This is a genomic window from Kribbella italica (assembly GCF_014205135.1).
GTDB lineage: Bacteria > Actinomycetota > Actinomycetes > Propionibacteriales > Kribbellaceae > Kribbella > Kribbella italica.
On record NZ_JACHMY010000001.1, the window covers coordinates 8,445,698 to 8,462,673 of the forward strand.

General features: G+C 68.4%; 14 protein-coding genes and 1 other RNA gene. 11 read left to right on the top strand and 4 right to left on the bottom strand.

Translation table 11 applies throughout. The features are described from left to right. The first annotated feature begins 86 nt into the window (after positions 1 to 86). From ftsE to HDA39_RS39735, 9 genes are all read left to right on the top strand, one after another. On the top strand, positions 87 to 776 hold the full coding sequence (gene ftsE / locus HDA39_RS39695; protein WP_077013482.1) for a cell division ATP-binding protein FtsE: 690 nt from the start codon (positions 87 to 89) through the stop codon (positions 774 to 776). A gap of 19 nt (positions 777 to 795) precedes the next feature. Beyond that, complete coding sequence (gene ftsX / locus HDA39_RS39700; protein ID WP_238356274.1) at positions 796 to 1,707, top strand: permease-like cell division protein FtsX; 912 nt, start codon at positions 796 to 798, stop codon at positions 1,705 to 1,707. 210 nt (positions 1,708 to 1,917) lie between these two features. Then, positions 1,918 to 3,195, top strand: a complete 1,278-nt coding sequence (locus HDA39_RS39705) for a M23 family metallopeptidase (RefSeq protein ID WP_238356275.1) — start codon at positions 1,918 to 1,920, stop codon at positions 3,193 to 3,195. A 21-nt stretch (positions 3,196 to 3,216) separates the two neighbouring features. Next, a complete protein-coding gene (gene smpB / locus HDA39_RS39710; RefSeq protein ID WP_184804352.1) occupies positions 3,217 to 3,687 on the top strand; it encodes an SsrA-binding protein SmpB in 471 nt (156 codons plus the stop codon). Between the two features lie 99 nt (positions 3,688 to 3,786). Continuing rightward, a complete protein-coding gene (locus HDA39_RS39715; protein WP_238356276.1) occupies positions 3,787 to 4,347 on the top strand; it encodes a DUF1707 and DUF4870 domain-containing protein in 561 nt (186 codons plus the stop codon). An 80-nt stretch (positions 4,348 to 4,427) separates the two neighbouring features. Further along, positions 4,428 to 6,362 (top strand): hypothetical protein, encoded by a 1,935-nt coding sequence (locus HDA39_RS39720; protein WP_184804358.1) that lies wholly within the window; start codon positions 4,428 to 4,430, stop codon positions 6,360 to 6,362. 87 nt (positions 6,363 to 6,449) lie between these two features. Continuing rightward, positions 6,450 to 6,826: a transfer-messenger RNA gene (gene ssrA, locus HDA39_RS39725) on the top strand. Positions 6,827 to 7,053: 227 nt separating this feature from the next. After that, a complete protein-coding gene (locus HDA39_RS39730) occupies positions 7,054 to 9,777 on the top strand; it encodes an AAA domain-containing protein (protein WP_184804362.1) in 2,724 nt (907 codons plus the stop codon). Positions 9,778 to 9,826: 49 nt separating this feature from the next. Further along, a complete protein-coding gene (locus HDA39_RS39735) occupies positions 9,827 to 10,636 on the top strand; it encodes an LLM class flavin-dependent oxidoreductase (RefSeq protein ID WP_184804365.1) in 810 nt (269 codons plus the stop codon). Between the two features lies 1 nt (position 10,637). Here HDA39_RS39735 and HDA39_RS39740 read toward each other — a convergent pair whose 3' ends face one another. The 4 genes from HDA39_RS39740 to HDA39_RS39755 all read right to left on the bottom strand — a co-directional run bounded on the left by HDA39_RS39740 (position 10,638) and on the right by HDA39_RS39755 (position 13,584). Then, positions 10,638 to 10,913 (bottom strand): hypothetical protein, encoded by a 276-nt coding sequence (locus tag HDA39_RS39740; protein WP_184804368.1) that lies wholly within the window; start codon positions 10,911 to 10,913, stop codon positions 10,638 to 10,640. Positions 10,914 to 10,972: 59 nt separating this feature from the next. Beyond that, positions 10,973 to 12,166 (bottom strand): SGNH/GDSL hydrolase family protein, encoded by a 1,194-nt coding sequence (locus tag HDA39_RS39745; RefSeq protein WP_184804371.1) that lies wholly within the window; start codon positions 12,164 to 12,166, stop codon positions 10,973 to 10,975. Positions 12,167 to 12,307: 141 nt separating this feature from the next. After that, positions 12,308 to 13,015, bottom strand: coding sequence for an SRPBCC family protein (locus HDA39_RS39750; RefSeq protein WP_184804375.1), 708 nt, complete (start codon positions 13,013 to 13,015; stop codon positions 12,308 to 12,310). Further along, complete coding sequence (locus tag HDA39_RS39755; RefSeq protein ID WP_184804378.1) at positions 13,012 to 13,584, bottom strand: ArsR/SmtB family transcription factor; 573 nt, start codon at positions 13,582 to 13,584, stop codon at positions 13,012 to 13,014. The genes HDA39_RS39750 and HDA39_RS39755 overlap by 4 nt, the downstream gene beginning before the upstream one ends. Positions 13,585 to 13,745: 161 nt before the next feature. Between HDA39_RS39755 and HDA39_RS39760 the strand changes: the two genes are divergently transcribed. Together HDA39_RS39760 and HDA39_RS39765 are read left to right on the top strand one after the other, a co-directional pair. Further along, entirely contained in the window at positions 13,746 to 14,651 is a 906-nt protein-coding gene (locus HDA39_RS39760; RefSeq protein WP_184804381.1) for a nucleotidyltransferase domain-containing protein, read from the top strand. Between the two features lie 198 nt (positions 14,652 to 14,849). Further along, the gene (locus tag HDA39_RS39765; protein WP_184804384.1) at positions 14,850 to 16,970 is read left to right on the top strand and encodes an alpha-galactosidase; all 2,121 of its coding nucleotides are present in this window, start codon (positions 14,850 to 14,852) and stop codon (positions 16,968 to 16,970) included. Positions 16,971 to 16,976 lie beyond the last annotated feature (6 nt).

Below are 16,976 nucleotides of genomic sequence, written 5' to 3' on the forward strand. Positions count from 1 at the left end.
GATCGTCGGCCGCTCCCGGTGGCGTACGGTGCTGTGGTGGTTACCGACGCGTCACTCCCTGTTCCCGACCACGGCCGGAATGTCCCGTGATCCGCTTCGAGAATGTTTCCAAGACGTACGAGGGTCAGTCCAAGGCTGCCCTGCTGAACGTGAACGTCGAGATCGAGAAGGGCGAGTTCGTCTTCCTGGTCGGCACCTCCGGGTCCGGCAAGTCGACGTTCCTTCGTCTCGTGCTGCGTGAGCACCGGACCTCCAAGGGCCACATCATGGTCGCCGGCAAGGACCTGAACCGGCTGGCCAGCTGGCGGATCCCGCAGATGCGCCGGCAGATCGGCACGGTCTTCCAGGACTTCCGGCTGCTGCCGAACAAGACCGTCGCGGAGAACGTCGCGTTCGCCCTGCAGGTGATCGGCAAGCCGCGCTCGCACATCCGCAAGACGGTGCCCGAGGTGCTCGAGCTGGTCGGTCTGGACGGCAAGGAGGACCGGCTGCCGGACGAGCTGTCCGGTGGTGAGCAGCAGCGGGTCGCGATCGCGCGCGCGTTCGTGAACCGGCCGATGATCCTGATCGCCGACGAGCCGACCGGAAACCTCGACCCCGGTACGTCGGTCGGCATCATGAAGCTGCTGGACCGGATCAACCGGACCGGGACGACCGTGGTGATGGCCACCCACGACGTCTCGATCGTCGACCAGATGCGCAAGCGCGTGATCGAGCTGGAGAACGGCCATGTCGTCCGCGACGAGTCGCGCGGCGTCTACGGCTACCAGCACTGAGAGCAGGGACTGACTTCGTATGCGCTTGAACTACATCCTTTCGGACCTGGGCATCGGTCTGAAGCGGAACCTGTCGATGACGATCGCCGTCGTCGTCACCATCTGGGTCTCGCTGTCGCTGTTCGGCAGCGCGCTGCTCGCCCGCGAGCAGGTCGACCTGATGAAGGGCAACTGGTACGACAAGATCCAGATCTCGATCTTCATGTGCACCAAGGACTCCGGCGGCCGCGGCTGCTCGGGCGCCGAGGTGACCACGGAGCAGAAGAACCGGATCAAGCAGGTGATCGAGTCCAGCCCGGACACCGCGCCCGAGGGCGTCTTCGGTGAGTCGAAGAAGGAAGCGTTCGAGCAGTTCAAGAAGCTGTACAAGGACTCGCCGATCGTCTCCACGGTCACCGAGGACCAGATGCAGGAGTCGTACCGGGTCAAGCTGAAGGATCCACAGCGCTACCAGAACCTGGTCAGCGCGGTGGCCGGCCTGCCCGGCGTCGACACCGTGCAGGACCTGAGACAGTATCTCGATCCACTCTTCAAGGCGCTGAACGGTTTGCAAGTCGGCGCCCTGGTCGCCGCGGCGCTGCTGCTGGTCGCCGCGCTGATGCAGATCTCGAACACGATCCGCCTGGCGGCGTACGCCCGACGGCGAGAGATAGGCATCATGCGCCTGGTGGGCGCCTCGAACTTCTACATCCAGCTACCGTTCCTGCTGGAAGCGGTGCTGGCGGCCCTGATCGGCGCGGTCCTTGCCTGCGGCACCCTCTGGGTCGGCGTGTACTTCGTCGTCATGCAGCGGGCGGCCGAGACGTTCCGGGTCTGGCAGTGGGTCGGCGCGGCCGAAACCTTCCAGGCGACGCTGATCATGGTGGTCGTCGGACTGGTGCTCGCGGTGGTTCCGACATTCCTGACGACGCGGAAATACCTCAAAGTCTGAGCTCGGTGACTTATCGTGCAGTAGCACGACAACTCAACCCAGAGCAAGGGGTCGACTGTGGTCCCGCACTTCCCCGGTGCGAACCCGCGTGAGCGGGGACGCATCAAGCGAGACGACAGCATCGGCGCCACCGCCACACCGAGCGATCGGTCGCGCCCGCGACCGCCCGCCCGGCAGACGATTGTCGCCGCTTGCTGCGTTGTCCTGTCCATGACCGCCGGAGCACTGGCGGTGGTTCCGTCTGCGCAGGCGGACCCACCCGATCCGAACGCCCAGAAGAAACAGCTCGACAGCCAGATCAACCAGTCCAAGGCCGATCTGCACGAGTCGTACGACCAGCTGTCGAAATCTGTTGCCGCCTACAACCAGGCGGAGACGCAGTACCAGGCCGTCCAGTCCCGGTACGCCGCCGTCCAGGGCAAGCTGGCGGCCGCGAAGGCCGCCGACGTGGTGGCCGCGAGCAAGCTCAAGGCCGCCGAGCAGGCGCTGACGACGGCGCGGACGAACGTTGCCGACGGCCAGAAAGAGATTCTCGCCAAGCAGGCGCTGGCCGGCCGCGCGGTGCGCTCGGCGTACCAGCAGCAGAATCCGCTGGTCGGTCTGTCGATCGTGCTGCGCGGCGCGTCGCCGGCCGATCTGGCCAGCGGCATGCAGGTGCAGCGCAACGTCTTCGGGATCACCGGGAACGCGATCACCAACCTGAACAACGCGCAGGCGCAGCTGGCGAACAAGCAGGCCAAGCTGGCCGAGGCCGAGCGGATCGTCGCGGAGCAGAAGGCCGAGGCGGCGCGCACCGTTCAGGAGGTCACCACGCTGACCCAGCAGGTCGCGACCGAGAAGGCCGCGGCGGCTGCCGTCACCGCGACCCGGCTGGTGGCGCAGCAGGCCGCCGAGAAGGACAAGAACTCGGAGCTGGCGAACTACCAGTCCCTGGTCGCCGAGCGGTCCCGGGTCGAGCAGGTCCTGATCGCGCGGGCGCGGGCCGAGAAGGCCGCCGCTGCCCGGCGTAAGGCGGCGGCCGAGGCCGCCGAGCGGGCGAAGGCGAAGAAGGAGAAGCGGCCGCCGAAGCGGATCCCGGACCCGCCGGACAACGACGGTGGGCTGAGCTTCCCGATCAACACCTACATCACCTCGCCGTACGGGATGCGCTTCCACCCGATCCTGCACTACTGGAAGCTGCACGACGGGACCGACTTCGGGGCCGGCTGCGGTACGCCGATCCACGCCGCCGCGAGCGGGACGGTCACGGACCGTTACTACAACGGCGGCTACGGGAACCGGATCTTCGTCAACCACGGCGTGATCGGCGGCGACTCGATCACCACCGTCTACAACCACCTGTCCCGTTACAAGGCGCGCGTCGGCCAGCGGGTGAAGAAGGGCCAGGTCATCGGGTACGTCGGCACCACCGGCTACTCGACCGGCTGTCACCTGCACTTCATGGTCTACCGCGACGGCCGCGTGACAAACCCGATGAAGTACCTGTGAGTCGTCTGGGATACTGGCCGGATGGTGAAACAGACCGGCCAGAAGCCGATCGCGCAGAACCGTAAGGCGCGACACGACTACCACATCGACGACGTGGTGGAGGCCGGCCTTGTGCTGACGGGGACCGAGGTGAAGTCCCTGCGGCTGGGCCGGGCCTCCCTCGTCGACGCGTTCGGCTCCGTGCGCGGTCGTGAACTCTGGCTGCAGAACCTGCACATCCCGGAGTACACGCACGGCACGTGGACCAACCACGAGCCGCGGCGGACCCGCAAGCTGCTGCTGCACCGCGACGAGATGGAGAAGCTGATCCGCGCGGTCGAGCAGCAGGGCGTCACGCTGGTGCCGCTGTCGCTGTACTTCAAGGACGGGTACGCGAAGGTCGAGCTGGCCACCGCGCGCGGCAAGAAGGACTACGACAAGCGGCACGCGCTGGCCGAGCGCCAGGCCAACCGCGAGGCGCAGCGGGCGCTGTCGGACCGCAGCCGGCACTGACCCCTTCGTTCGTCGTACGGCGGTGCCTGGGGTCGGCTCAGGGGTGGCTCCGGGCGGCACCCGATGGGGCGGACGGGTTTTCGGCAGCACAGTAGAGGCATGTCCACTTCAGAGCTGCTGGTGACGCCGGCCCAACGGGACCGTGCGGTCGAGATCCTGCAAGAGATGTACGCCGACGGCCGGCTGACCCACCTCGAGTTCGACTCCCGGCTCGAGCTGGCGCTGAAGGCCCGCACCCGCGCCGAGCTGAACGGCTCGTTCGACGGGTTGCTGGCCCGCCCGGTCCCCACCTACGCACCGGCCGCGTTCACGCGTCCGGCGCCGCTGCAACGCTACGAGGGCAAGGGCCGCGGGATGGGCACGATCTCGCACTGGCTCGGCTACCCGACGTTCTTCGTCGGCCCGGCGCTGATCGTCGCGACGGCCGGCAAGGACAACCCGGTGATCCGCAAGCACGCGGTCGAGGCGACGAACTTCCAGATCAGCGCGCTGGCCGTGTTCACGCTGCTCGGCATCGTCACCGGGATCACCGACGGGTTCACCGGCTTCCTGTTCCCGCTCGTCGGCCTGGTCTGGTTCGTGCTGACCGGTATCGGCGGCCTGGCCGCGATGCTCGGCTCCGACTTCAAGTACCCGTTCACGCTGCGACTGCTCAAGTAGTCGCCGCAACCTTCTCCGTTCCGTTCGCATCAAGTTGTGCGTCGATGCCAACTGGTGACCGAACGAGGAGTGGACGGCTGATGGGGTTCTGGGGACGAAGAGCTGTCGGGGTGGCGATCGCGGCGGTGTCCGTGCTCGCGCTGTCGAGCGGGGCGGCCGGGGCGGCCGATCCACCGGGGACGGTCGAGGTGAACCGGGTGCCGACGCAGGATCCGGGCATCGAGGTGGTGGGCGCTTCGTCGTACGGGGTGCTGTACACAGCGGGTCCGCGGGATATCTTCAGCGGCCGGAAGGTCACCTGGCTGAAGCCGGCCGGGCGACCGGCGTACGAGATCTCGAACGACTTCCGGGTGCTGCGCGGGGACAAGGTCTACGCCGAGGGCGGTCGCTACCTCGTGATCGGGCGGACGCAGGTGCAGACCTGCGACCCGGATCTGGCGCCGTTGCCGGTCTGGTCCTGGGCCGACGCGGCGTACACGTCCTTCGGCTGGATCGGCACCGGCGGGCGCCGGATCCACGTGTCCGCCGCCGGCTGCGAGGTCGGTGGGACCGGGCCGGAGATCCTGGACTACAAGCTGATGGCGGCCGACGACCAGGGCTACGTGCTGCGCGGCGGGACCGACGACGAGCTGGTCGAGCTCGAGTACCACTCGTACGCTGATCCGGGGACCGCGGTGCGGATCCAGGACGGGGGCCGCAACCGCTCCCCTAGAGCGATCGACCTCAAGGGGGATCAGGTCAGCTGGGCCAGCTACGACGAGAGCGACCCGGTGCCGCACGCGTCGTACGTCGTACGGTCGTCGACGACTGGCGGGCCGGCGCGCGTCACCCGGGTCGAGCGGGTGGTCCGGCAGACGGCGATCAACGGCGTGGGGACCGGTTGGGCGGGCTGCGACGAGAGCATCGCCGAGGATCGGTGCGCGGCGGGCTCGATCAGTGCTTCCGGTGCTGTGACCGAAGTCAAGGGCAGCGAGACGATCGGTGTCCATGGCCAGCGGTACGTGGTCGACGTGTACGGGCGGTCGCCGGGACTGGACGCGATGGCCGTGGTGGGCGACGGTCTGCCGCGGACTCGGCTGGTGACGATCGGGCTGCTCCCGCCGAAGAGTTTCGGCGTCAGCCTCGGGGGTGGGTTCGTCGCGTACCAGGACAACCAGGGGACGCGGGACCAGGCTCTGCATCGCCGCCGAGTGGTCGAGACGTCGGGCCGGCTCGTGCTCGGGCCGCAGCGGTCGGCGGGGGAGGTTGCTCCGGTCGGCGCCGGGCAGGGGACTGCCGGTACGGCGTACGTGGAACCTGTGCCGGGCGGCGACTTGTGGCTGTGGCGGTCCGACGGGACGCGGACGCGGGTGTACGAGCTTGCGTCCGGGTCGGAGAAGGTCATCGGGCCGCTGCAGTTCAGCGGGAATCGGCTGCTGTGGATCAAGGCGCTGCTGACCGACCAGATGTGTGGGCCGTGGGGCTGTGAGCCGATCTACGACGACCACCGGATGATGGTGTACGACGTACGGACCGGGACGAACACGGAGATCGGTCCGCTCGACCTCTACCGGAGCGTGGCGCTGGCGGGCGACCGGCTCGTCTACACCGACAGCGCGTGGCGGATCCTGCAGCGCGATCTGCGCACCGGGACGGTCAGCGAGCTCCGGGGCCCGGGGCCGAAGGTCGCAGACCTGGATCTCGAAGGCTCGGTCCTGGGCTACGCGACCTGTACGACGAACCAGTCGGGTGGGTGCGCCGACACGACGCTCGTCGTACGGGATCTGGCGACAACCTCCGCTCCGGTCGAGCGCGCGGCCGCCGGCGTCGTCGCGGTCCAGTTGTCCGCCGGGCGACTGGTCTACAGCACCTCGACCGAGTCCGGATCCGAATCCGAGCTGCACGTCTGGCGGCCCGGCTCGCCGGGTGGGCACAGCACGATCGGCGCGCTGGCCGGTGGGTTCGACGCCGCGGACGGCCAGGTCGCCTGGGTCGGCCCCGACGAACTGGTCCGGCTCGCTCCGCTGCCGCGCTGAGGAATGTCAGGTGCGGTTCACCTGTTGGACTTGGTAGTGTTGGACTTCTGCGGCCCTCCGGGGCCGTAGGAGTTTGACAACTCAACAGGGGGTGAACGGTTTCGACTTTGGACGTACGTTCCAAGAGAAGCGGGCCGAGGATCCAGGGTTATCTCGTTAACGATCTCTGGAAAACAATAACTGCCGCTAATACGCGTCAGAGCTTCGCTCTCGCTGCCTGACAGCCTGAGCACTTAAGAAGCGGTCAGCCCGGGAGTGCTTCCGACCCGGTTCCTGGCCTCAGCTAGGAAGCTTGCTTCGTCAACCCGGTCGCGGGGTTGGCGCGGGACATTTACAGCGACTGAGTCTGTCAGCGACGTGTCTGTACGAGCGCTGGGACTGAGAAAACACCACTTCAGACTGCGCCCGGAGAAGTCTTGGGTCGGCGCCGAAGGACGCGGGTTCGATTCCCGCCACCTCCACCACCCCTTGAGCAGTTGAAGAAGGCCGGTCCCTCGGGACCGGCCTTTCTTGCGTTCCGGGGTGAAGACGCAGAGATGGTCCGCGTACTGAGGGGACCCGTGCCTCCGGCGAGCCGCTGCGCCGCGACTCTGAGTGTCCTAGGGTGACAGTCTGTGCCGGTATGCCTGCCGGCCACTCAGCCACGGGTCAGGGGGCCGTTGTGGTCGATCTTCGCCGTGAACTCGTTCTTGTGGACGATGACCGGTCGGGGCGCTGGAAGGACAAGTCCGAGAAAGTCGCCCGTTGGCGGGTGCTACCCGACGGTCGAGTCGAGATCGTCTACACGTCGAACGCCAAAGCGTATCCCTACGGTCCGGAGCGGGTGCGGGTTCTCGGTCGTTCGGACCGCATGGTCGCCGACTCGCATCAGCTGATCGAGGTTGACGGCGTGATCTGGACGAACGCGACCGAGGTCTGCACGTTCACGGGGTACGGCGAGGCTTGGGCGCGAATCTTCTACAAGACGCGCAACGGTGAGTCGCAGTCCCTTCAGGCCGCCTCGAAGGTCCGCGTCGTCCCGAATGCTGCCGGCCGCCCCGAGGTCGCCGACGTCCTCGCCTACTGGCGGGGCATCGTGTCGCGTCTGCCGGATGACGATCCGCTCCGGCCTGTCTACGACTCCCTCGGTTTCGTTCACCCCGAGAGCGCGCTTGCGCGCTACCTCGTGGGCGCGCCGATCGAGTCGACGCCACTCGCCGCGGCCCCGATCTACCCGTTCCGCTGCAACCTCAGTCAGCGACAGGCGGTGGAGAACGCGCTGACCAACGCCGTCTCGGTGATCGAGGGACCGCCAGGAACCGGCAAGACCGAGACGATCCTGAATCTCGTCGCCAACATCATCGCTTCCGGCACGCAGACCGTCGGCGTCGTGTCGTTCGGCAACTCGGCGGTCGACAACGTCCGGGACAAGCTCGACGAGCTCGGCTTCGGGCCCGTGATCGCCCGGCTCGGCAACAAGGACATGGCGACCGCGTTCTTCGACGGGCAGCAAAGCCGGACGCGTCGAGTCCAGGAGTTCGTCGCCGGTACGCCGGCCGCCCCCGACGCGCGGAGACTGACCGAGCTGGACGGCCGGCTGCGCCGGTTGCAGGAGGCCGAACGCCGCCGCGCGCAGCTCCGGCACGACCTCGACGCCTACGGGCTGGAGCTCCGGCACTTCGAGAAGCACGTTCAGCCAGGGGACCTGTCACAGCTGGACCGGCTTCCACTGCTCCGGCGCTCGGCGGACCGGATTCTCGACTACCTCGTGGAGACCGACCGCGAGGAGAACCGATCCGGCGGACTGGTCAGGCGGATCCGGCAGTACCTCAAGTTCGGATCCCTGCGAGGGCTCGATCCCAGCGACACCGCCGTCGTCCTGCGACTGCAGCGGGCGTTCTACGACCGGCGGATCGACGAACTGACGACCCAGCTCGCGGAGGTCGACGGCGAGCTGAGCAGAGGCAACTTCACCGCGCTCGCCGAAGAGCACCGGCTGCTGTCCAGGCAGGCGCTGCACGCCGTACTGGGTGATCGGTACCGGCGGTCCGGGACGACGGTGTTCACCCAGGCGAACTACCGCTCGAGGTTCACGGAGTTCGCAGCACAGCACCCGGTGCTGTTGAGCACGTGCCATTCGCTGCGGGCCAACCTTCCCTCCGGGCAGCTGCTCGACTACCTCATCGTCGACGAGGCGTCCCAGGTCAGTCTTCTGGCCGCCGGGGCCGCGCTCGCCAGCTGCCGCAACCTTGTCGTGGTCGGCGATCTCAAGCAGCTTCCGCACATCGCCGACGACGCCGCGAAGGGTACGGTCGCGCCGCAACCGGCGTACGACTACGAGTCGCACAGTCTGCTCGCCTCGCTGAGCGTGCTCTACGGGCAGGCGCTCCCCAAGACGCTGCTCCGCGAGCACTACCGCTGCGACCCGGCGATCATCGGCTTCTGCAACAAGTCCTTCTACGGTGGGGATCTCGTCCCGTTCACGCAGAGCGGCAGTGGTCACGCGATGGTCGTACGGCGTACCGTCGAAGGCAACCACATGCGGCAGCACACCGGCGGCGGGCGGACGAACCAGCGCGAGATCGACGTCATCAACCGGGAAGTGATCCCACGGGAGTGCGCGAACGTCCGGCCCGAGGACATCGGCATCACGACGCCGTACCGGCGTCAGGCGAACAAGGTCACCCAGACGCTGATCGAGCAGATCGAGGCGGACACCGTCCACAGGTTCCAGGGACGGCAGAAGGACGTCGTGATCATGACGACGGTGCTGGACGAGACGTGGCGCGGTCAGACCGGCCTGAAGTTCGTCGACGATCCACAGCTGATCAACGTGGCGGTCTCGCGCGCCGCGAAGAAGTTCGTCCTGGTGACCAACCACGACCTGCTGTCCAAGAGCCGGCACGTCCGGGACCTGATCGACTACATCGGCTACCAGCGCCTGGACCAGGGAGTGGTCGACAGCGCGGTGGTGTCGGTCTTCGACCTGCTCTACCGCGAGTACTCCCGCCGGCTGAGGTCGTTGGCGGGCCGGCTTCAGAGCGGTTCGAAGTACCGCTCGGAGAACATCATCTGGACCGTCCTCGTCGAGCTGCTGAAGGAGCCGCCGTACGAGCACCTCACCATCGCTCCGCAGGTCCTGGTCTCGAACCTGTTCCCGGACCGGAGCGGGCTCACCGAGGACCAGGCCCGGTACGTCGGCAACAGGGCATCGGTCGACTTCGTCGTCTACAACCGAGTGAGCAACCGCCCGCTGCTCGCGATCGAGGTGGACGGCTTCAAGTACCACGAGGACAACCCGGTGCAGCTCGCCCGCGATGCGCTGAAGAACCAGATCTTCGAGGTGTACGACCTCCCGCTGCTCCGGTTACCGACCACGGGCAGCGACGAGGAAGCGAGGATCCGGGCGGCACTGGACGCCGCGAACGCTCGGTGAACTCGATCGATGGGGAAGACCTCGGCGGCGCGGCCGGTTGTGGGGAGGTATGACGATCAAGCTGGGGTTGATGTTGCCGACGTCCACGCCGGATCCTTCGCGGCCGGTGCTGGGGGATGTGGGGGCGGCGGCTCGGGTGGGTGAGGCGGCGGGGGTGGAGTCGGTGTGGTCGACCGATCACCTGATCGCGAGTGCGCCGATCGTGGACAGCACGGTGGTGCTGGCGACGGCGGCTGCGGTGACTTCGCGGGTGCGCATCGGGTACGGCGTACTGCTGCTGGCGTTGCGGCCGGTGGCGTGGGCGGCGAAGCAGGTGAGTTCGATGCAGTACGTGTCGGGGGATCGGGTGCTGCTGGGTGTGGGGACGGGGAATCCGGCGCATGGGGATGTGGGGTGGCGAGCTGCTGGTACGTCGTACGGGGATCGGGGGCGGCGGACCGACGAAGGGCTCGCGGTGCTGCGGGATCTGATCGCCGGGCGTCCGGCGCGGGTGGCGGAGGATTTCGAGGCGGCGATTGCGCCGGGGGCTACTGTGCCGCCGATTCTGGTGGCGGGGGATGGCGCGAAGGCTGTTGCGCGGGCTGCTCGGTTCGGGGACGGGTGGGTTTCGATCGGGCTCGCGGTGGAGGACGTCGCGGCGCGGTTGCAGGTGCTGGGGGAGCTGGCGGAGCAGTACGAGCGGCCGCGGCCGACGGTCAGCATCGTTGCGCCGCAGCTGGATGCCGAGCTGGCGAAGGCGGTTGCGCAGGTGTCGGCGTACGAGGAAGCAGGTGTCGAGCGCCTGATCCTGGCGCCGACCGGGAACGGCTGGGAGGGCGACTACGCCTGGGCCGCCGAGCTGCAGGGCGCTCGGGGCTGAGCTACTTCCTGGTGATGATCCCGAACACCAGGCTGACGAGTCCGAGTGCGCCGACCGTGATGCTCGTGGTGACGAAGCCGCGAACGACCGGGGCAAACCGCTCGCTGTCGCCTCCGCCGCCGAGGACGAAGAGCCCGGCGAGCAGGAGCAGGATGACGACGGCCAGGGCCAGCAGGACGCCGCCGAGGATGAGGCCGGTCATGCTGAGCCGCTTCCTTCGTGAGGACTTGTCGTCGTGGGCCTGATACGCCGGGTTCGGGCCGCCGTGGTACGCCATGCGTGGACCCTACCGATCCGCCAGGCCAGGTTCCTGACCCGGCGGACCGGCGGTGGTTCTCAGTTCAGCGTCATCCGGGGTTCGCCGTTGGCCAGGCCGGTGCCGGCGATGGCGCAGGTGCCGCCTCGGTTCTGGACGTAGGTCTGGCGGATGCAGGAGCGGAGGGCCAGTTGACCCCAGTAGTTGGGGTGGATGGACTCCTGGATGAAGTAGTTCGAGCCGATCGTGGTGACGGTGCGGATCTGGTTGACCCACTCGGTGCGGTCGACGGCGGTGGGCTGGGTCCAGGAGGTGAGGCCGACTTCCTCGTACAGGCCGACGGTCTTCTCGCACAGGCGGCGGCCGTTGAAGGTGGACTGGAGCTCGAGCAGACGGGTGTTGGTCAGGCCGGACTGGCCGATCGCCGCGCGGACGGTGTTGTTGATCGTGGTCAGCGCGGTGGCGTTGGCCCAGTCGGCGTCGGTGTTCCAGAAGCCGCAGCCGCCGACGCTCTGGCGGGTGTAGCCGGTCTGGCCGTAGCGGAAGCCGCTGCCGGCCGGGATCGGGGACGGGTAGGTCTGGACCAGCAGGGTCCACGCGTTGTCGGCGTACCCGGCGTTGCGCATCGCCGTCGCGACGTTCTGGAACGCCGTCGCGATCCGGCCCCGGACGGCGGTGACGTTGGCGGCGGTGAAGTTCGCGACCACCGACGAGTCGTCCTTGCAGTAGTCGGGGAACCAGGACGGCGACAGCAGGAAGTCGGTCACGCAGGACTGCACGATCGAGGCGAAGTTGAAGTCGTTGCCGCCGATCGACACGACCACCTGCTTGACGTTGTGCGTCGTCGCGAACTGCTGCAGCAGCTTGGCCTGACCGAGCCGGCCGGCGCCGTTGTCGAAGAAGTCCAGGCCGGGCTTGAAGTCGTCGCCGTTCGAGGTCGCGGTCCGGGCGCCGGAGCAGGCCAGGTTCAGCCCGCCGACCCCACCGCCGATGTACGCCTCGGCGGACTTGCTGCGGTGGCACTTGGCGATCTGCTCGCCGGTCCCGGCCGCGTTGTCGTGGTAGGCGTGCGCGCCGAGCGCGTCGGCGGGCGCTTCGGAGTTGTTCGAGCTGCCGGCCCAGCGGCCGGCCTCGCCCGAGATGTAGGAGTCGCCGACGGTCACGACGTACGGCGTACCGCTGCCCGGCCCGTCGGCGTAGGCGGGAGCGGCGGTGATCATGGTCGCGGTGGTCAGCAGGGCGGTGGTCAGAGCGATGGACAGACGAAGGCTCATGGGGGCGGTGGCCTTTCTCGCCGGAGGAGCGGCGACCGCTCGTCGCGGTCGCCGTTGCAGCGAGAATGTACTTCCCGGTAACCCGTCAGAACAGACCGAGAGTGCTGACACCTTTGCGCGGTGTCACCGTTGCGTCAGAAGTCAGCCCGCGGTCGGGTTCGGGTAGTGAGCCGTCCACCAGTCGTTCCAGCGCTTGTCGATCTCGTCGCGGTCGGTGTCGCCGTACAGGCTGAGGACGGCCATCGCGGCGCCCTCGGGCTTCTGCTCGTTCGGGCCGAGGTGGCTCAGGACGAGCAGGCCGTCGCCCCAGCCGTCGACGGTCAGGCCGCGCTGGTGCTCGGAGACGAACCAGACCGTGCCGGTGATGCGTTCGCCGATCAGGTCCAGCTCGTACGGCGTACCAGCGGGCAGGTCGGGGAGGTCGAAGGAGTCGCTGCCCGTGCCGGAGTAGAAGAGCGTGCGGCGCGGGTCGCTCGGGTGACGCTCGAGGAGGAAGCGGAGCTGGTGGAGGAACGTCGTCCAGCCCTCGGTGATGTCGTCGTAGTACGCCTCCCAGTCGGGATTGTCGCCGCGCGCCGCGCGGGTCAGCGTGATCTTGGCGCCGCCCTCGTGCGGCTCGACCTCGAACTTGTCGCCGCCCTGGATGTCCAGCACGTGCGCCTCGGCGTCGTCGACCGCGACGTGGTCGAAGAAGATCAGGTCGATCTCCTGGTCGAGGCTGCCGTCGACTCCGCCCTCGTACTCCCAGCCGTGCCAGTGCCGGATCTTCTCCTTGTCGCGCAGCGCCTCCCACACCGCCTCGACCGGTGCGGCGATGGTGACCACGATCTGCGGGGTCTGCTCGGTCATGCGTCTTCTCCTTCGGTACGGCGGACGGCGGGGTGCCCGCCGGCGATCAAGCGGTACGGGCGGCCGTCGGCGGTGTCGAACTCCTCGACCACCCGCCGTACCGCCTCGGTCAAGGCGTCGGTGAACCGGTGGACGTCGCCCGGCTCGGCGAACCGGACCTCGGTCTCCAGCGTGAACGTGAGCAGGCGCTTGCCCGCGGCGCCGGCCTTGCGCTGCATCCCGGCGACGTCGCGAACGGTGCCGGCGGCAACTTCCACCAGGTGCTCGGCGGCGTACTGGTCGTGGATGGTGGTGAAGGCGTGGCCCATCACGCCGGGGTCGACGACGATCGTCGCCGACGCTTGGAGGATGCGCTCGACGAAACCGCGGCGCTGCCGCTCCTCGACGAGCTCGACGAGGCCGGCCTTCTCCAGTTCCTTGAGGTGGTAGCTGACCCGCTGCCGTGGCAGCTCGAGCGCGGCCGCGAGCTGGGTCGCCGAGGACGGCTCCCGCAGCAGCTCCAGCAACTGCCGCCGGATCGGCGACAGCGCGATCCGGACCGCCTCTGGCTCGTCGACGTATCCCAGCATGCGGCAACCATCGTATTGTCAGGTTAATTTGTCAATAGAGGGTCGTGGACGTGCACCACCTTCCAACCTCAGCGACACGCCGTGGCCGACGGCGTGTCGCGGCGTGTCGGCGAGGTTGGAAGGTGGTGGGTGGTCGGCCGGTGCCGGGGGAGGATGGGGGCATGGCGATCGAGGGGCCGCAGTTGCCGGTGGGGACCCAGGTGGTGTTGCGGGTGGCCGGGTCGGATGACGTCGGTGGGACCGCGCAGCGTGGGGCGACCGGGCGGATCAGCGGGGTGACCGCCAACGGCCGGTACGACGTGCGGCTGGTGGATGGGCGGTCGACGACGGCCCGGCGGGATCAGCTGAGTTTGCGTACGGCGTACCAGGACGAAGCGATCGAGGTGGCAGCGCCGGACGTGCTGGTGCGGGAGCGGACGATCTACGCGGCGGTGGTCGGGTCGCGGGCGTTCGGGCTGGACACGGACGCGTCGGACACCGATACCCGCGGGGTGTACGTCGCGCCGACCGAAGCGTTCTGGTCTCTGGCGAAGCCGCCGACGCACGTGGACGGGCCGGAGCCGGAGTGGTTCTCGTGGGAGGTGGAACGCTTCTGCGAGCTGGCCCTCAAGGCCAACCCGAACCTGCTCGAGGTGCTGCATTCGCCGTTGGTGGTGACCTGCAAACCGCTGGGGCAGGAGCTGGTCGACCTGCGGGAAGCTTTCCTGTCCCAGCTCGCCTACCAGACCTACTCGGGCTACGTGCTGAGCCAGTTCAAGAAGCTCGAGGCCGACTTCCGGCGCGACGGCGCGCCCAAGTGGAAGCACGTCATGCACCTGATCCGCCTGCTGCTGTCGGCGCGCACTCTGCTGGCCGAGGGCAAACTCGTCGTCGATGTCGGCGACGACCGGGAGCGCCTGCTCGCGGTGAAGGCCGGCGCCCTCCCGTGGGACGAGGTCGAACGCTGGCGCCTCGGCCTGCACGAGGACCTCGACCGCGCCCTGCAGAAGACCGTTCTCCCCGCGACGCCCGATGTCGCCAAGGTCGACGCGTGGCTGAGGTCGGTCCGCAGGATAAGCGTCGCCTGACGACCTGCTGGTGCGCGTCCGGCGGAGCTGACACCACGCGAAAGAACGCCCGATCACCAGGTGATCGGGCGTTCCCACGTTGTAGAGCCGGGTGTGGGGGCTTAGGGTACTTACTTAACCTCGTGAAGCATTGACATTCGGCGTGTCAGGGTAAATAGTTCCGTCCTGAAATCAATCAGAAAGCAGAGTGAATCAACAGTGTCGAACATCAAGGTGCTGCAGCTCCGCTCGGCGGGTGTCAGCCTGGTGCTGGACTGCTCCGGTCCGGCCCTTCCGTCGATCCTGCACTGGGGTGCGGATCTCGGTGAGCTGAGCGAGACCGCCCTGATTGATCTCAGGCGTGGGGCCGGGGCCGTGCAGACCGGCAACGGTCTCGACGACAACCTGCCGGTCGCGATCGTCCCGGAGTACTCCGCCGGCTGGTTCGGGCTGCCGGGGCTCAACGGGCACCGCGACGGCCAGGACTTCTCCGCGTCGTTCCGGCTGCAGAGCGTCGAGCAGGTCGGCAACACCGTGACCATCCAGGCCGCCGACGCCGGTGCACAGTTGAAGCTCGCGCTGACGATCGAGCTGACCGACTCCGGCCTGGTGAAGGCCAAGGCGGACCTGACCAACACGGGCGGTACGCCGTACACAGTTGACGGTCTGGTGCTCGCTCTGCCGGTGCCGACCGAGGCGACCGAGCTGTTCGACATGACCGGCCGGCACATCGGCGAGCGGCACCCGCAGCTGCACGCGTTCACCCAGGGCGCGCACGTCCGCGACAACCGCCGCGGCCGCACCGGCGCCGACGCGACCCTGCTGCTGATCGCCGGCACGCAGAACTTCACCTTCGGCACCGGCGAGGTTTGGGGTGTGCACACGGCCTGGAGCGGCAACCACCGCTCGTACGCCGAGCGCGGGATGAGCGGGTTCGCCGTGATCGGCGGCGGCGAGCTCCTCCTGCCGGGCGAGGGTCGCCTCGAGCCGCAGGGCAGCTACAGCACCCCCTGGATCTACGGCTCGTACGGCGTGGGCCTGGACCAGCTGTCGACCCGCTTCCACGAGTACCTGCGGGCCCGGCCGAACCATCCCACCACCGACCGCCCGGTCGTGCTGAACACCTGGGAAGCGGTCTACTTCGACCTCGACCTGGACAAGCTGAAGGCGCTCGCGGACGCGGCCGCCGAGGTCGGCGCGGAGCGGTTCGTCCTCGACGACGGCTGGTTCCGCGGCCGCCGCGACGACCACGCCGGGCTCGGCGACTGGTACGTCGACGAGGGCATCTGGCCGAAGGGCCTGCACCCGCTGGTCGACCACGTCACCGGTCTCGGGCTGCAGTTCGGCCTGTGGGTCGAGCCGGAGATGGTCAACCCCGACTCCGACCTGGCCCGCGAGCACCCGGACTGGATCCTTGCCGCCGGCAACCGGATGCCGCCGACCGCGCGGCACCAGCAGGGGCTCAACCTGGGCATCCCGGCGGCGTACGACTACCTGCTCGAGCGGCTCGACGCGATCCTGAACGAGTACGACATCTCGTACCTCAAGTGGGACCACAACCGCGACTTCGTTGACGGCGGCAACCAGCAGACCGGGACCGCGGGCATCCACGCGCAGACGCTGGCGCTCTACCGGCTGCTGGACGAGCTGAAGCGCCGGCACCCCGGCCTGGAGATCGAGTCCTGCTCGTCCGGTGGCGCGCGCGTCGACCTCGGCGTACTGGAGCGGACCGACCGCGTCTGGGGCAGTGACAGCAACGACGCGCTGGAGCGCCAGAAGATCCAGCGCTACACCCAGCTGCTGCTCCCGCCGGAGCTGATCGGCTGCCACGTCGGCCCGCCGAAGGCGCACACCACCGGCCGGACCCAGACGCTGGCGTTCCGGGCGACCACCGCGCTGTTCGGCCACTTCGGGATCGAGTGGGACATCAGCGCGGCATCGGCCGAGGAGCGCGAGGAGCTGGCAGGCTGGGTCGCACTGCACAAGGAGCTCCGGCCGCTGCTGCACACCGGCCGGGTGGTCCGGGCCGACCGTGGCTCGGAGGACTTCCTGCTGCACGGCGTCGTCGCACAGGATGCGTCCCGCGCGGTCTTCAGCGCCGTACAGCTGACCCAGTCGATCACCTCCGACCTGGGCCGGGTCCGGCTGCCCGGGCTCGACACGACCCGTACCTACCGGGTCACCAAGGTGCAGACTCCCGGTGCTCAGCCGCGCAACGCCGCTCCTTGGTGGGCCGACGGCGTGGAGCTGAACGGCGCCGCACTCGCCAACGTCGGGGTCCAGGTCCCGGCGCAGTGGCCCGAGAACGCGATCCTGCTGGACGTGCAAGCCATCGACTGAGGAGGA